Genomic DNA, 14,848 nt, shown 5'->3' with positions numbered 1-14,848 from the left:
GTGAAAGGCCACATGAGGCGATCGGCATGAAAGTGCCTGCCGATCTCTATACCGCCTCTTTGCAATCCTACCTTGGCCTGCCGGAGATCGATTATTCTTTTCATGATCGCGACATCATCGTCACCAATTGCGGACGCGCCTGCCTCTATCGCAAGAAGATCAACATCTCGACCGTGCTGGCCGGACAGAAACTCGGATTGAAGGAGGTGGAAGACGGCATTTGGCTCGTCAGCTTCATGCATTATGATATAGGATATATCGACCTGGAACAGAGAACGCTGCAAACCATCGACAATCCGTTCGGCACGAGATTGTCACCTATGTCTTAGGTACAAACTGTTACCTATGTCTTCGGTCCGGACAGTTCTCGTCCGCACCACGTAGCGATGCGGTTAAACCTCTCCATGTCATGCTCACCCTTGAAGCATTGATGTTCGCATCCAGATTTACGTCGTGTGCTGATTGCCCATGTCCCGCTACGTTCTGGATTTGCGGCTTACCCCCCTCTGCCCTGCCGGGCATCTCCCCCTCAAGGGTGGAGATCGACCTGTTGCACCGTCGTGCCCCAAACTCCGGTCAGATAAGACATGCCAGGAGCGCCTCTTGCCAATCTCCCCACTTGAGGGGGAGATGCCCGGCAGGGCAGAGGGGGGTGCGGCACGTCCGGGCGCTACCGGAAAGAGAAAAACCGCTCGCCCAAAAAGATGCCTCAGCTTAAACCGGGCAGCAGTGCGTCAAGCCCGAGGATGACGAACGAGAGGGTGTCGCCCTCTCCTCGCCACGAACCCCGTCTCAAAACGCCGTAAAGGTCAGCGTCGTCAGCGAGCGCACGATGCCCGGAATATTGACGATGTTGTCGTTGATGAATTTGCCCACGTCGTGCTCCGCCTCCAGATAGATCTTCAACAGCAGATCATATTCGCCGCTGGTTGAATAAAGCTCCGAAACCAGTTCGGTCTTGTAGATGGCGTCCGCCACCTCATAGGTCTTGCCAGGTGCGCATTGGAGCTGAACGAAGATGGGCTTCATGACTGGTCTTCCTCGCCGAAAGGCTGATATGAGCGTTGCGAGCGGCAAACAGCCGCCGACGCATGGATGCGCCACTATTGGCCGAGGCCGCACGCTCTTTCAAGCCTTTCACATCGCACGATCCCGTTGAGCCTGCTCACCCTGCTATTCCCGCCCTGCATGAATTGATGACGATATGTCGATGGTCAGCGCGGGTGCGCCGCGATAGAGTTTTGCCAAAGGGCGCTTCAACGCGCCCAATCGCCTGTCCGGCAACGCTGCCTCATGATTGTGGATGCCCCCGATGTATAACGATCCCCGCTCGCATGGCCTTTGGGAAAAGACCGCTCCGCCACCGCCACAAACCAGCGCGCTGGAAGGGGATGTGACGACGGATGTGGTGATCGTCGGCGGTGGCTTTACCGGCCTTTCGGCGGCCCTTCATCTGGCGGAACGCGGCATCAAGTGCATCGTGCTGGAAGGCAAGGAAATCGGCTTTGGGGGTGCGGGTCGCAATGTGGGCCTCATCAATGGCGGCATGTGGGTGATGCCGAAGGAACTGCCCAATGTGCTGGGCCCGGTCTATGGCGACCGCCTGCTCGACCTTCTGGGCAACGCGCCCTTCCTGGTGCGCGAGATCATCGAGAAACACGAGATCGCCTGCGAGCTGGAAAAGAACGGCACGCTGCATTGCGCCGTCGGCGAAGCGGGGCTGACCGAAATTCGCGAGCGCTGCGACCAATGGGCCGCCCGCGGAGCGCCGGTCAGAATCCTCAGCGCCGAGGAAACCGCAAGACGCATCGGCACGAGCGGATACACGGGCGCGCTTCTCGACGAACGCGCCGGAACGCTGCAGCCGCTTGCCTACGTGCGCGGACTGGCCAACGCCGCACTGAAGGCGGGCGCCATCATCCACACGGCAAGCCCGGTGCATGCGACGGAAGAAAATGGCGAAGGCTGGACGGTGCGCACCGACCGCGGGTCCGTCTCGGCAGGCTGGATCATTGTGGCCACGGAAGCCTATAGCCAGGGCCCGTGGAAGATCATCCGCGAGGAGCAGGTCTACCTCCCCTATTTCAACTTCGCCACCCGCCCGCTGGGCGATAATCTCGCCAAGTCCGTTCTGCCCGGCCGGGAAGGCTGCTGGGACACCAAAGAAATCCTCTCCTCCTTCCGCATGGACAAGGCCGGCCGCCTCGTCTTCGGCAGTGTCGGCGCACTGCGCAACACAGGCGCTAGCGTCCACCGCGCCTGGGCAAAACGCGCGCTCAAACGCCTCTTCCCGCAGCTTGGCGATGTGGAGTTCGAATGCGAATGGTACGGCCAGATCGGCATGACCGACAACGCCGTCCCCCGCTTCCACCGCTTCGCCAAGAACGTCGTGGGTTTCTGCGGCTATAACGGCCGCGGCATCGCGCCGGGCACCACCTTCGGCAAAACACTGGCCACCCATGTGGCCGGCGAGATCAGCGAAAGCGACCTGCCGCTGCCGGTGTCGGAGCCCAAGGCACAGAGTTTTCGGGCGCTGAAGGAAGCCTATTATGAGGCGGGTGCGCAGGTAGCGCATTTTGCGGGGGAAAGGTTTTAGCACTGGTTGTTATAGCTGGGCTATGTATAAATTGGAGGCGCAAGCAACTACTCAGAAGTGAATATGCACGAGCTGGAATCAATTGCTGACGAATTGGACAACTTACTCCCTTTGTTCCAAAACGGAGGAGGTTTCGCAGGTCAATTTTTACCTTCACCGTTCAAAGCGCATTTCGATCGCCTCCTGGCGGAGGCCCGACAAGAAATAGATTGCAAGTTCGGGAATCCAAATAATTTCTCAGCCAATCTAACTTACTTACCCATGAGGGTGACAGGCAGCCCCTCATACTCCTCAGCACAAGAAGTAATTGCCAAAATTAGAGCCGCCTCACGTGCGGTAGCGCGGAAAGAGAGAATCAATCCGGCCTCCCAAACATTTCACAGAATGTACGTCGATCCCACACGCATCTCAGCGTTGGAAGCGCTCCAAGGCAGACAGTGGGACTTCTCGCGGCTAATTGAGCTATGCAGAGAAATCAACGTTGCAGCGGCCAACAATTGCCATATGTCAACGGCGATGTTGCTTAGAACAATAGTAAACCATGTTCCTCCAGTACTAGGCTTCAGATCCTTTGCAGAGGTGGTAAGTAACTACGGCGGGCCGCAGAACCGTTCCTTCAAGACGAACATGATGCGGCTTCAACATTCTTTGCGGAGTATTGCTGACGCTCATCTCCACTCCGCCATACGCGCCTCAGAAGATTTACCCACGTCCGTGCAGGTTGATTTCTCCGCAGATTTGGACGTCCTGCTGGGTGAGATCATCAGGAAAATGAAACTCAACGCAAACTAGTTACAGACCGTAGCTAGCTCGCGCTGACCAAGTCTGCATGCTGCGGATCAACAGGTAAGTTCCGAATGGTTGTGACAAGCCACAAGAAGCCTCAGTCCGCAATAATGCGATCTATTACTTGCTTCATACCAGGGGGCTGATAGCTCGCATCGCGCATCTGAGAAATAATCAGATTTCGAAATACTTCGTAAGATAGGCCGGGCACCCGTTTTCCTGCGTATCTTTTCAGAATATCTCGACCTCGGAAAGATCTGATCCATTCACCACTTGCCAGATGCTCCTCATATTTTCGACGAAGCTCTAGCTCCTTGTTCGATAACGCTTCTCGGCTCAAAGCGGAGGCCGCTACCGACTCAAAACGGTTGAGTGAGCGTTCAACCGCTTTGGAAAGCGACAAGCCAACATCACCGGCTTTTGGATCCGTGCGAGTGTCAATCGCTCCCACCATGGCACTATTGGCAAACTCAGCCAGTTCATGACGTACTAATTCAGACATACTTTCACGAGCACACTCGCGGAGATCATCTGTAATTTCGGCTTCTCGAGGAATAGTTGAGTTACCCAAAGCTTCTAGGACCCTCCCGATAAATAGAGGCTGTAAAAAATAGTTTTCAACGTGATATACATCCCAGGAGTAGGAGCGCACCCTCTGATTCTGATTAATGTGCGTTTCAGAATCTCGATCAGTTATTGCGAAGAACTTGAACGGAAGTTGGGCTTTTTCAGTAGCTTTTTCTAGCACCTCTTGAAGCGCTTGTACCCTCGCTTTATTGCTGCCTGAAACGAGATTGGCATGTTCAAGGAGCTCAGGAAATAACTTGCCTGTTATGTTCTGGTCGAAATCAGAATCGCCGCCACCCTCAAAAATTACAACTTTGCCACTTGGTCGATAAGCAGCTAAGTCTCCGACCAAATCGATTATCGCTAACTCCAAGTCTGCGTTCACTGATAGTGGCTTTAACTGCGTTTCTCCTGCGGGAACATTACCACATGGCAGCATATGGAAGACGTTGTAACCATCTCTCCCAACGACCTCTCGAAGCAAGGCATCGCTGTGCGTCACTAACCAGATTTGGTTGTCGAGCGCCCATCCTAAATTCTTCTGATAGAAGCCGGGTAGTCCGCGGATTAGCCTAGGATTCAGGTGAAGCTCCGGCTCATCCAACAAGATTATTGAATGTTGCGGTGCAGAGTTGCGGATGCGAAGATAACCATAAAGAATCTCTTTCTCCCCCGCGCTCAATTCATCAAGATCGTGCACGTTACCGCCGGCCGTCTGAACCGGAAATGTCAATTTGCCGTCTGGGGTGGGTTGAGGTCCTAGGAATGTCTTGTCCGGGAAGAAAGTTTCGAACAACTCTTTGAGCGTGTTTGTGAGCGATGATTGCGTTGATCTAGGTATTCCCGCCTGCTCAGAAAGTACCTCACGGATGTAAGACGAGGCCATTTCCGCTTTGACATTCATATACTTAGCAGAATAGTTGTATAACGCCGATTGACTACGTTGCTGCTCATTTGCATCCAAGTTCAGGTTAATGCCTTGTACTAGCTCACGCCCGTAGTGCCTTTGTGCTCCATGATAATCGATAACGCCAATTTCTCGCGGTCGAAAGGTGCTGAATATGGCTTCCAACGCTATGGATGGCACAATCCTCGGCACATCTCCTACAGGGATTATGCACTGCGCATGCAAGATGGGCTTGGCGAGTTCAGCCATCAAGTTCACTTGAGCCGCTTCTACACGGGCGCGCACTTCTGGTTCTCTATCCCTAAACTGCGCCGCGAAAGGAGCCATTCGCATTCCACCCCACCCGTAGGCTTCGGGTATAAGCATACGCCATGTGGCTTCCGTTAAAAGATCACTGGCGTTTGCCTGAATGTAAGAGCGTTCTTCGGCGGATAGTTTGAATCCGCAAACGATAGAGAGAGGCTTAGAAGCGTCGTTAAACATAGAGGCAAAGTCACTTGCCCTATTCGTAATTTGTATTTGAAACTCACCAAGCCACTGCTGCCATTCGTTTTGCTGATAGCCTCCATAAACTGACTTCAATAGTCGAATTGCGTCAAATATGCACGACTTACCAGAGCCATTTTGGCCAGCAACTATGACCATTGTGCCAAGATCGTACATCTCAACTTCTCGAATTCCACGGAAGTTGCTCACTTTCAGATGATCTATTTTCATTTGCCTGACCAAGGTGAAAAATATTCTCGATTCAGATGATATACAACTTTAGATATTTATGAAGGTCGGCACATCTGGCGATATTCGATTTGAATACTGCAGGTAAGTCGCGCCTCATACTTGCGGGCGCATATGCGGCGATACGAATCTTCAGATCTCAAAACTTGGCGCTTCGCTATATCCTTGCAAACATAACCCTCATCCATTACCACCGATATATCCAACCAGATATCTCGCTTGAGGGCAGCAACCATGACACTTCACCGCCGCATCATTCTGAAAACCGCAGCATGGGCCATCGCCGCCGCGTGTCTTGTGGTACCTGCCCTTTCCTCCCCGGCGCTGGCTGCCGAGAAGGTCACTGTCTTTGCTGCGGCCAGCATGAAGAATGCGCTGGATGCGGCGAATGCCGAATTCGCCAAGGAGAGTGGGGATGACGTTGTGGTGTCCTATGCGGCGAGTTCTGCGCTGGCGAAGCAGGTGGAGGCGGGTGCGCCGGCGGATGTTTTCATTTCGGCGGATCTGGCCTGGATGGATTATCTGGCGGGCAAGGGGCTGATCAGGCAAGACACGCGGAGCAATCTTCTGGGCAACCGCCTCGTTCTGGTTGCGCCTGCGGCAAGTGCCAAGCCGGTGGAGATCAAGCCTGGGTTTGATCTTTCGGCTCTCGTGGGCAATGGCAAGCTTGCCATGGGGGCGGTGGATTCCGTGCCGGCGGGCAAATATGGCAAGGCGGCGCTGGAGAAGCTTGGCGTCTGGTCCGCCGTTTCCGGCAAAGTGGCGGGGGCGGAAAGTGTGCGCGCAGCGCTGCTGCTGGTCTCGCGCGGGGAAGCGCCCTATGGCATAGTCTACCAGACGGATGCGGCGGCCGATCCCGGCGTCAAGATCGTCGGCACCTTCCCGGAAGATTCGCATCCGCCGATCATCTATCCCGTCGCGATCCTGAAGGATGCCAAAAGCCCGGCAGCGGCCGCCTATCTTGAATTTCTGAAATCGGCCAAGGCAGCACCCTTCTTCGAGGCCCAGGGTTTTACGGTTCTGAAGTAAGGCAAGGACGCATGGTTTGAAACGGCGTGGCGGGCTTTCACAGCCCCATCATCGCGTCGGCTCTGACCGCGTTTGCGCCAAAACGCTACTCGTCATTGGCTAGAAGCGTATCGCGATCTTTCAGATTTGCTCCCGGCGCTCTCGGCCCTTGTTTTGTCGCATGTCGTATCGCGAAGCCGCTGCACAGTTTTGCGTGGACCATGCTTCAGAACGGGCATCGGAACAAATCCTTAAAGCAAATCGCGCAAAGTTGCTCAGCGGTTTGCGGGAACGACAGGCGGTCAGATCGCAGGCGGCGGTGTCGCAAAAGTGGGGGGCGATGTTGCGCACCTCGGCGCCTAAAGCATGTCGCGCAAAAGTGTGCAGCGGTTTTGCGACAACGACATGCGACAAAACAAAGACCTAAAGCGTAAGGAGCGACTCTGAAAGATCGTGACGCGCTTTAAAAACAGGAATGGTAGTTTGGACTGGTTATCGCTGAGTGCGGAGGAATGGACGGCGATACGGTTGAGCCTGTGGGTCTCGACCGTTGCCATGCTGGCAAGCCTTCCCTTCGGCATTCTGATTGCGCTGGCGCTGGCGCGCGGGCGGTTCTTCGGCAAGTCGCTGCTGAACGGCATCGTGCATCTGCCGCTGATCCTGCCGCCGGTCGTCACCGGCTTTCTGCTGCTGATCCTCTTTGGCCGCAAGGGCGTGATCGGCGCGTTTCTCGATCAGCATTTCGGCATCGTCTTTTCCTTCCGCTGGACGGGTGCGGCCCTTGCCTGCGCCATCATGGCCTTTCCGCTGATGGTGCGCTCCATTCGCCTGTCGATCGAGGCGGTGGATCGCAAGCTGGAGGAAGCGGCGGGAACGCTGGGCGCTAGCCCGCTCTGGGTGTTCCTGACGGTGACGCTGCCGCTCACCCTTCCCGGCATCATTGCCGGAATGATCCTCGCCTTTGCCAAGGCGATGGGCGAGTTTGGCGCGACCATCACCTTCGTCTCCAACATTCCCGGCGAAACGCAAACGCTCTCAGCGGCGATCTATGGCCTCACCCAGGTGCCGGGCGGAGATGCAGGCGCCATGCGCCTGACGCTGGTGGCGATCGTCATTTCCATGTTGGCGCTGCTGGCATCGGAATTTCTGGCCCGCTTGGTCAGCAGAAGGGTGGCCGGGCAATGACGCTGGCCTTCAACGCCCGCCACAGGCTGGGCAGCTTCACACTGGATGCAGGTTTTACCGCAGACAAAGGCGTGACCGCACTTTTCGGCCGCTCCGGCTCCGGCAAGACCTCGGTGATGCGCATCATTGCCGGGCTGGTGAAGCCGGATGAAGGGCGGATCGAGCTGGATGGCGCGGTGCTGGCGGATCGGCAGAAACGCATCTTCACGCCCGCGCATAAGAGGCGCTTCGGCTATGTGTTTCAGGAAGCGCGGCTTTTTCCGCATTTGAGCGTGGAGCAGAACCTGCGTTATGGCCGCTGGTTTTCCGGTGCGCGTAGCGATGCGGCGGTCACGTCCCATGTGATCGAAATGCTCGGCATCGGCGCGCTGTTGCAGCGGCGGCCGGAAAAGCTCTCCGGTGGCGAAAAGCAACGCGTGGCGATTGGCCGGGCGCTGCTCTCCTCCCCCCGCCTGCTGTTGATGGACGAGCCGCTGGCCGCCCTCGATGAGGCGCGCAAGGCCGAGATCATTCCCTATCTGGAGCGGCTGCGCGACGAGACGACCATCCCGATCCTTTACGTCAGCCATTCGGTCAGCGAAGTTTCGCGCCTGGCAGACCAGGTGGTGGTGATGAAGGATGGCCGGATCGATGCCGCTGGGCCGGCCTCGGACATCCTCTCGCAGCCCGCCTTCAGCGCCTATCTGGAGCGGCGCGAAGCAGGCAGCATTCTTTCCGGCACGGTGGAGGCCTTCGATGCTGCCCACCGGCTCGCGACCGTTCGGCTGGGTCAAACCGCGCTTCAGGTGCCCGCGCAAAACGCAGAGCCCGGCAAGGCGGTGCGCGTGCATATTCCCGCAAGAGACGTGATGCTGGCAACGGTGCGACCGGAGGGTTTGAGCGCCCTCAACATTCTCGAAGGCCACGTGACAGGCATTGCGCTGGCCGATGGCATGGCGCTGGTGCAGGTGGCGTGCAGCGGCACCCTCATCCAGTCGCGCGTAACGAGCCTTTCCATCGAGCGGCTGTCGCTCAAAGCCGGAAGCCCAGTCTTCGCCATCGTCAAATCGGCAGCACTCGACCCTTATTGAATGGGCGCTATTGAGAGGGCGCATCCTGCGTCTTGCGATCGTCGGCTGCGCGGTTGGCTTCCAGCCAGTCGAGATCGGCCTGCAGCGTCTCGCGCATGCGCGCTTCCATGCCGCGAAAGCGCACCAGCAGCTCTTCACCAAAAGGCGTCAGCCCCGCACCGCCGCCCTGCTTGCCGCCGCGCTGCGATTCGATCACCGGCTCTTTGAACATGTGGTTCAGCGCATCCACCAGCAGCCAGGCACGGCGGTAGGACATGTCCATGGCGCGTCCGGCCGCAGAGATGGAGCCGGTGGCAACGATACGCTCCATCAGTTCGATCTTGCCGCGACCGAGCCGCTCGTTAGGCGGAAAATCCACCCGCAGCACAGGTTTGAGCGGCGGGCGCGATGGCGTGTCGCTCATGGCTGCGCGGCTCCGAAGCGATCCCGCCAGGAGGGTTGCGCGCCCTCATGCGGAAGCGCGCTCGCCTCGAACACACCGCGGGCAATGGCACGCGCCATGACCAGCGTGGCGAGATGGCAAAGTTCGGCAAAATCGCTCGGCTGCGAGAGCGGGCGTCTGCCCGTCGCGGCGGCAAACATCGTGTCGCCATCGCTGGAGAGGTGCGAGGGCAGCACGGCGCGGGCAAGCCCATCATGCGCCAGGATCGAAAGCCGATGCGCCTGCGCCTTGGTCAGCACCGCATCCGTCACCACTGCACCAATGGTGGTGGCCGTCAGCGTCACGCCCTTGATGCGAAGCGCCGTATCGGTCTCAGTGAACTGCGTTGGCAGGCCAAGCCCACCAAATTCGCCATTCTGTTCAAAGGGAGCCGACCAGAAGTTTTGCGTGGTGCCAACCGTTGCCGAGCCCAAGGCATTGACCGCAACGATCGCCGCAATCGTGATGCCGGTGGAGGTCTTGGCACTGGCAGAGCCCAGCCCGCCTTTCACGGTCGCGGTCGTGGCCCCCGTTCCGGCCCCCACGGTTCCAAGCGCGAAGGGTTCACGCGAAGCGGCTTCGAACGCCTCATATCCCATATCGCGATAGGGCGAATGCAGCCCCCAATCCTTGTTGCCGCCATTCAAAAGATCCATCAGGATCGCCTGCGGCACGATCGGCACGCGGGTATAGCCCACCGGAAAACCGCGCCCGGCCTGTCGCAACCCCGCCTGCACCCCACCTGCCGCATCCAGCCCAAAGGCCGACCCACCGGAGAGCACAAAGGCATCCACCGCCTCCACCGTCATCGAAGGATCGAGAAGGGCCGTATCGCGCCCACCTGGCGCACCACCCAGAACCGAGCCGGAGGCAATGGCCGGTTCGTCAAAAACGATGGCTGTCACGCCGGAGCCGAGCGTAAGATCGGTGGCATGGCCCACCGCAACACCGTCAATATCGATCAGCAGATTATGCAAGGGCGGCATTCCTTCTGTTGTCATGCCGGTATCCCGCTGTGGGGAGGTGTTGTCAATTGCGGGATAGTCACTGTTGCCGGGGGTCAGCCTCACCCACCCTCATACCTATGCTTGTCACAGGAATCCAGTCAGACCAAGTCTTTGGTCTGAAAGGACCTTTCTCGTCGCGCAGACGCGCGACTGCTAGATTCCTGTGACAAGCACAGGAATGAAGGAAGGAGGGATATCCCGCCGTCACCTCACTTCGGCTCTTTCGGTAGACCGCCGAGACGTACCGCACCCCCCTCTGTCCTGCCGGACATCTCCCCCTCAAGGGGGGAGATCGAACTGTTGCACCGTCTCGCCCCAAACTCCAGTGGGATAGAACATGCGAAGGGCGCCGCTTGCCGATCTCCCCCCTTGAGGGGGAGATGTCCGGCAGGACAGAGGGGGGTGCGGCAGATCCAAACCAGAACTTAAAACCGGACAGCAGTGGATCACGTCCGGGAAGAGGAGACCTTGCGCACAACATGACAAGGGCGCCACCCCCTACCAAGCCCTCACGAAAACACCGCAGTCCCAATCACCGGCGTGGACGGCACCGCCATATCACGCGGCTCCAGCATGCCGGAGAGATAGGCCTCACGACCTGCTGTTACGGCTTTCGCGAATGCCCCGGCCATGATCACCGGATTGCCGGCACCGGCGACTGCGGTGTTGAGCAGCACGGCGTCATAGCCAAGCTCCATCACCGTTGCAGCATGCGAGGGGCGGCCAAGGCCGGCGTCGACGATCATCGGCACATCGGGGAAATGCGCCCGCATGGATTTGAGTGCCACGAGGTTCAGCGGCCCCATGGCGCTACCGATTGGGGCGCACCAGGGCATCAGCACCTTGCAGCCGGCATCGATCAGTCTTTCCGCCACCACCAGATCGTCAGTCGTATAGGGAAACACCTCGAACCCCTCGTCTGAGAGGATGCGAGCGGCTTCCACCAGCGCGAAGACATCCGGCTGGAGTGTGTCGTGATGGCCGATCACCTCCAGCTTGATCCAGTTGGTCTTGAAGACCTCCCGCGCCATCTTCGCCGTCAGCACCGCTTCCTGGGCGGTATGGCAGCCTGCGGTATTGGGCAGGATGAGGCGGTCGAGTTCGCGGATCATCTCGAAGAACTGCCCGCCCATTTTGCCGCCTGCCGTTTCACGCCGCAGCGAAATGGTGAGGATGTCGGTCCTGCTGGCGCGAACCGCATCCGCCAGAACGGCGGGCGACGGATAACGTGCAGTCCCCAGCAACAACCGTGAGCTGACATCGCGATCATACAATCGAAACATGGTTCATCCTCCCTGCATCGGGGAAAGGATTTCGATGCGGTCGGAATCCTTCAATTGAAACTGCGGACGATCTTCCGCATGGACGAGATCGCCATTGACGGCCGTTGCCAGCCAGTCGCCCTCGTAATCAAGCGCGAAAAGAAGTTCTGACAGCGTAGCGGCGGAAAGATCATGCACTTCGCCGTTGACGTGGATCCGCATGGGACACCTCCTTATGTTCGATGAAATCGGCAGCCTGGCGCGCCATGGCAGGCGAGAGCAGGAAGCCATGCCGGTGCGCACCGTTGATGAAGAGCGTGTTGCCACTTTCGGTGATACGCGGAAGATTGTCGGGAAAGGCGGGGCGGATGCCGGTACCGCTTTCGATGATCTGCGCCTCGCCGAAAGACGGATGCAGCGCGTAAGCGGCGTTCAAGAACTCCATCATCGAGCGGGCGGAAATCGGCCCCGCCTCCACCGTTTCGATCATCGTCGCACCCACCATGAAGCGCCCCGGCTCGCGCGGGACGATGTAGAGCGGGATGCGCGGATGCAGGAGCCGCACCGGGCGCGACAGCGAAACCTCGTGCGTGGCGAGGTACAGCATTTCGCCGCGCACGCCGCGAAGGCCAGAAAGCGATCCCACCTGCGCATAGCCGGTGCAATCGACGATGCGGTCGAAGCCGCCTTCATCGGGTGGCTCTCCGCCCAGATGGAAGGCGACACCGCTTGCCACCAGACGCTGGTGCAGCGCCGCCATTGCCAGCCTCGGATCGAGATGGCCCTCACCCTCGAAGAACAGCCCATGGCGGAAGCGTCCGGCGAGGTCCGGCTCAAGTGCGGCAATCTCGTCTTCGTCCACCAGCCGATAGCCGCTGGTGCGCGAGGCAAAGCGGGTGAGTTCCGCCTTGTCCCGCGCGGGTGCGACCACCAGCGTACCGTGGCGCGCCACAAGGCCGGGTGTGGCCTCCTCCCACCAGTCGAGCGCCGACTGTCCGAGGTCGAGCACCGCCTGTTCGGCGCTCTCCCTTTCGCACCACGGCGCCAGCATGCCGCCGGCAAACCAGGATGCGCCGTGGCCGATCTGCGGCGCGGTGTCGAACACCGTCACCGCAAGACCGCGCCGCGTCAGCTCAAGGGCAGCCGTCAGACCGGCGACGCCTGCGCCTTTGATCAGGATGCGCATCTCATTCACCGGCCACGGGTTTTTCCAGCGGCATATAGAGATCGCCACCTTGTCGGAATTTCTCCGCCATGGCCTCCAGTCCCTCCTTCTGGGCTTCGGCGCGGATATCGTGGGAAATGCGCATGGAGCAGAATTTCGGCCCGCACATGGAGCAGAAATGCGCGACCTTGTGCGCTTCCTTTGGCAGCGTCTCGTCGTGATAGGAACGCGCCGTTTCCGGATCGAGCGAAAGGTTGAACTGATCCTCCCAGCGGAATTCGAAGCGGGCGCGCGACAGCGCATCGTCGCGCACCTGTGCTGCCGGATGCCCCTTGGCGAGATCGGCGGCGTGTGCGGCGATCTTGTAGGTGATGACCCCCACCTTTACGTCGTTGCGGTCCGGCAGGCCCAGATGCTCCTTCGGCGTGACATAGCAGAGCATCGCCGTGCCGAACCAGCCGATCATCGCCGCCCCGATGCCCGACGTGATGTGGTCATAGCCGGGAGCGATATCGGTGGTGAGCGGCCCAAGCGTGTAGAAGGGCGCCTCGCCGCAGGTCTTCAGCTGCTTGTCCATATTCTCCTTGATCTTGTGCATCGGCACATGGCCGGGGCCTTCGATCATCACCTGGCAATCCTTGGCCCAGGCGATCTTCGTCAACTCGCCAAGCGTCTCCAGCTCGGCAAACTGCGCCGCATCATTGGCATCGGCAATCGACCCCGGACGCAGGCCATCACCCAGCGAAAACGACACGTCGTAGGCACGACAAATGTCGCAGATCTCGTCGAAATGCTCGTAGAGGAAGCTTTCCTTGTGGTGGTGCAGACACCACTTGGCCATGATAGATCCGCCGCGCGAGACAATGCCGGTGACGCGATTGACGGTCAACGGAATGTAATGCAGGCGCACGCCGGCATGGATGGTGAAGTAATCCACGCCCTGCTCCGCCTGCTCGATCAGCGTATCGCGAAACACCTCCCAGGTCAGATCCTCGGCAATGCCATTGACCTTTTCCAGTGCCTGATAGAGCGGCACCGTGCCGATCGGCACCGGCGAATTGCGGATGATCCATTCGCGGATGTTGTGGATGTTGCGCCCGGTGGAAAGGTCCATCACCGTATCGGCACCCCAGCGGGTGGCCCAGACCATCTTCTCCACCTCTTCCGCCATGGAGGAGGTGACGGCGGAGTTGCCGATATTGGCATTGATCTTCACCAGAAAATTCCGCCCGATGATCATCGGTTCGGCTTCCGGATGGTTGATGTTGGAGGGGATGATGGCGCGACCGGATGCCACTTCCTGACGGACGAATTCCGGCGTGACGTGATCTGGAATATGCGCGCCGAAGCTTTCGCCATCGCGCACAAGCTTCTCCTGCGCCGCCTCGCGCCCGAGGTTTTCGCGAATGGCGATATATTCCATTTCCGGCGTGATGATGCCGGCGCGCGCATAGGCCAACTGGGTGACGGCTTTGCCCGCCTTGGCCCGCAGTGGCTGGTTGCGCACGGGAAATTCCGGCGTCAGCCGCTCGCCGGTGGCAAAGCCATTGTCTTCCGGCTTCACATGCCGGCCCTCATAGGCCTCGACATCGCCGCGGGCGATGACCCATTCCTGGCGCAGACGCGGCAGACCGGCATCGATGTTCACAAGATGCATCGGATCGGTATAGGGACCGGAGGCATCATAGACCGTGACCGGCGGCTCGCCGGCGGTGGGATGGACCGCAATTTCGCGCATCGGCACGCGGATATGCGGGTGAAGAACGCCCGGCTTGTGCACCTTGGTGGAGGCCGGCAACGGACCGGTTGTGACGGTTGGGCTGAGATTTTTAGCGGCAATGTTCATCGTGAGGCTCCAAAGCAAAACAGTGGAGACCCAGTTCGAGCATGAAGACGAAAAGCGCGGGGGTAGACGTGATGACGGTTCCCCGGCGTTAAGCCGGTTCTGCCACAATGCCCGCGTTTGCACCGTCCCTACGCCAGTATGAACTGGATCAGGTTCAACGGGTCACTGCGCGCTCTAGCAGTATCTCAGCCCCTTGCCGGGACCCCCCTGGTGAATGGCGCAATCAAAAACCTCATGGCGCCGATTGTCAAGCTGGCAGTCCATCTGCGCCAAAACTGCATAGCGCGCAAAGC

At 58.9% G+C, this 14,848-nt stretch carries 13 protein-coding genes, 1 pseudogene and 1 riboswitch; of the genes and pseudogenes, 6 read left to right on the top strand and 8 right to left on the bottom strand.

Going from position 1 to position 14,848, the window contains the following annotated elements; all coding sequences use genetic code 11:
• Nucleotides 1-329: pseudogene (locus WKI41_RS17980) on the top strand (IS481 family transposase); the annotation flags it as partial.
• 463 nt (nt 330-792) lie between these two features.
• On the opposite strand, the gene WKI41_RS17975 reads toward WKI41_RS17980, so the two are convergent.
• Nucleotides 793-1,029, bottom strand: coding sequence for an Lrp/AsnC ligand binding domain-containing protein (locus WKI41_RS17975; protein WP_340194827.1), 237 nt, complete (start codon nt 1,027-1,029; stop codon nt 793-795).
• Between the two features lie 283 nt (nt 1,030-1,312).
• On the opposite strand from WKI41_RS17975, the gene WKI41_RS17970 reads away from it, so the two are divergent.
• Complete coding sequence (locus WKI41_RS17970) at nt 1,313-2,596, top strand: NAD(P)/FAD-dependent oxidoreductase (RefSeq protein WP_340194826.1); 1,284 nt, start codon at nt 1,313-1,315, stop codon at nt 2,594-2,596.
• 63 nt (nt 2,597-2,659) lie between these two features.
• Nucleotides 2,660-3,388, top strand: a complete 729-nt coding sequence (locus WKI41_RS17965) for a hypothetical protein (protein WP_340194825.1) — start codon at nt 2,660-2,662, stop codon at nt 3,386-3,388.
• A gap of 91 nt (nt 3,389-3,479) precedes the next feature.
• Here WKI41_RS17965 and WKI41_RS17960 read toward each other — a convergent pair whose 3' ends face one another.
• The gene (locus WKI41_RS17960) at nt 3,480-5,573 is read right to left on the bottom strand and encodes an AAA family ATPase (RefSeq protein ID WP_340194824.1); all 2,094 of its coding nucleotides are present in this window, start codon (nt 5,571-5,573) and stop codon (nt 3,480-3,482) included.
• A 252-nt stretch (nt 5,574-5,825) separates the two neighbouring features.
• Between WKI41_RS17960 and modA the strand changes: the two genes are divergently transcribed.
• The 3 genes from modA to modC all read left to right on the top strand — a co-directional run bounded on the left by modA (nt 5,826) and on the right by modC (nt 8,854).
• Complete coding sequence (gene modA / locus WKI41_RS17955) at nt 5,826-6,620, top strand: molybdate ABC transporter substrate-binding protein (protein WP_340194823.1); 795 nt, start codon at nt 5,826-5,828, stop codon at nt 6,618-6,620.
• 462 nt (nt 6,621-7,082) lie between these two features.
• A complete protein-coding gene (modB, locus tag WKI41_RS17950; protein ID WP_340194822.1) occupies nt 7,083-7,784 on the top strand; it encodes a molybdate ABC transporter permease subunit in 702 nt (233 codons plus the stop codon).
• Nucleotides 7,781-8,854, top strand: a complete 1,074-nt coding sequence (modC, locus tag WKI41_RS17945) for a molybdenum ABC transporter ATP-binding protein (protein WP_340194821.1) — start codon at nt 7,781-7,783, stop codon at nt 8,852-8,854. Before modB ends, modC begins: the two co-directional genes overlap by 4 nt.
• Nucleotides 8,855-8,861: 7 nt before the next feature.
• Here the strand turns inward: modC and WKI41_RS17940 are convergent, their stop codons facing one another.
• The 6 genes from WKI41_RS17940 to thiC all read right to left on the bottom strand — a co-directional run bounded on the left by WKI41_RS17940 (nt 8,862) and on the right by thiC (nt 14,555).
• A complete protein-coding gene (locus tag WKI41_RS17940; RefSeq protein WP_340194820.1) occupies nt 8,862-9,257 on the bottom strand; it encodes a winged helix-turn-helix domain-containing protein in 396 nt (131 codons plus the stop codon).
• The gene (locus WKI41_RS17935; RefSeq protein WP_340194844.1) at nt 9,254-10,261 is read right to left on the bottom strand and encodes a P1 family peptidase; all 1,008 of its coding nucleotides are present in this window, start codon (nt 10,259-10,261) and stop codon (nt 9,254-9,256) included. Before WKI41_RS17935 ends, WKI41_RS17940 begins: the two co-directional genes overlap by 4 nt.
• Before the next feature lie 530 nt (nt 10,262-10,791).
• A complete protein-coding gene (locus WKI41_RS17930; RefSeq protein ID WP_340194819.1) occupies nt 10,792-11,565 on the bottom strand; it encodes a thiazole synthase in 774 nt (257 codons plus the stop codon).
• A gap of 3 nt (nt 11,566-11,568) precedes the next feature.
• Nucleotides 11,569-11,766, bottom strand: a complete 198-nt coding sequence (thiS, locus tag WKI41_RS17925; protein ID WP_340194818.1) for a sulfur carrier protein ThiS — start codon at nt 11,764-11,766, stop codon at nt 11,569-11,571.
• A complete protein-coding gene (thiO, locus tag WKI41_RS17920; RefSeq protein ID WP_340194817.1) occupies nt 11,735-12,730 on the bottom strand; it encodes a glycine oxidase ThiO in 996 nt (331 codons plus the stop codon). Before thiO ends, thiS begins: the two co-directional genes overlap by 32 nt.
• Nucleotide 12,731: 1 nt before the next feature.
• Nucleotides 12,732-14,555, bottom strand: a complete 1,824-nt coding sequence (gene thiC, locus WKI41_RS17915; protein WP_340194816.1) for a phosphomethylpyrimidine synthase ThiC — start codon at nt 14,553-14,555, stop codon at nt 12,732-12,734.
• 107 nt (nt 14,556-14,662) lie between these two features.
• A riboswitch (TPP riboswitch) is annotated at nt 14,663-14,774 on the bottom strand.
• Nucleotides 14,775-14,848 lie beyond the last annotated feature (74 nt).

The organism is Agrobacterium larrymoorei, from assembly GCF_037722385.1.
In the GTDB taxonomy this organism is placed as follows: Bacteria; Pseudomonadota; Alphaproteobacteria; order Rhizobiales; family Rhizobiaceae; genus Agrobacterium; species Agrobacterium larrymoorei_C.
This window is presented reverse-complemented; position numbering and strand designations above follow the sequence as displayed.

Coding starts and splice junctions, on each gene's coding strand:
- WKI41_RS17965 (WP_340194825.1), top strand. CDS start 2,660: ATGCACGAGCTGGAATCAATTGCTGACGAATTGGACAACTTACTCCCT.
- WKI41_RS17940 (WP_340194820.1), bottom strand. CDS start 9,257: ATGAGCGACACGCCATCGCGCCCGCCGCTCAAACCTGTGCTGCGGGTG.
- WKI41_RS17935 (WP_340194844.1), bottom strand. CDS start 10,261: ATGCCGCCCTTGCATAATCTGCTGATCGATATTGACGGTGTTGCGGTG.
- modC (WP_340194821.1), top strand. CDS start 7,781: ATGACGCTGGCCTTCAACGCCCGCCACAGGCTGGGCAGCTTCACACTG.
- thiS (WP_340194818.1), bottom strand. CDS start 11,766: ATGCGGATCCACGTCAACGGCGAAGTGCATGATCTTTCCGCCGCTACG.
- WKI41_RS17960 (WP_340194824.1), bottom strand. CDS start 5,573: ATGAAAATAGATCATCTGAAAGTGAGCAACTTCCGTGGAATTCGAGAA.
- WKI41_RS17975 (WP_340194827.1), bottom strand. CDS start 1,029: ATGAAGCCCATCTTCGTTCAGCTCCAATGCGCACCTGGCAAGACCTAT.
- thiC (WP_340194816.1), bottom strand. CDS start 14,555: ATGAACATTGCCGCTAAAAATCTCAGCCCAACCGTCACAACCGGTCCG.
- WKI41_RS17930 (WP_340194819.1), bottom strand. CDS start 11,565: ATGTTTCGATTGTATGATCGCGATGTCAGCTCACGGTTGTTGCTGGGG.
- modA (WP_340194823.1), top strand. CDS start 5,826: ATGACACTTCACCGCCGCATCATTCTGAAAACCGCAGCATGGGCCATC.
- thiO (WP_340194817.1), bottom strand. CDS start 12,730: ATGCGCATCCTGATCAAAGGCGCAGGCGTCGCCGGTCTGACGGCTGCC.
- WKI41_RS17970 (WP_340194826.1), top strand. CDS start 1,313: ATGTATAACGATCCCCGCTCGCATGGCCTTTGGGAAAAGACCGCTCCG.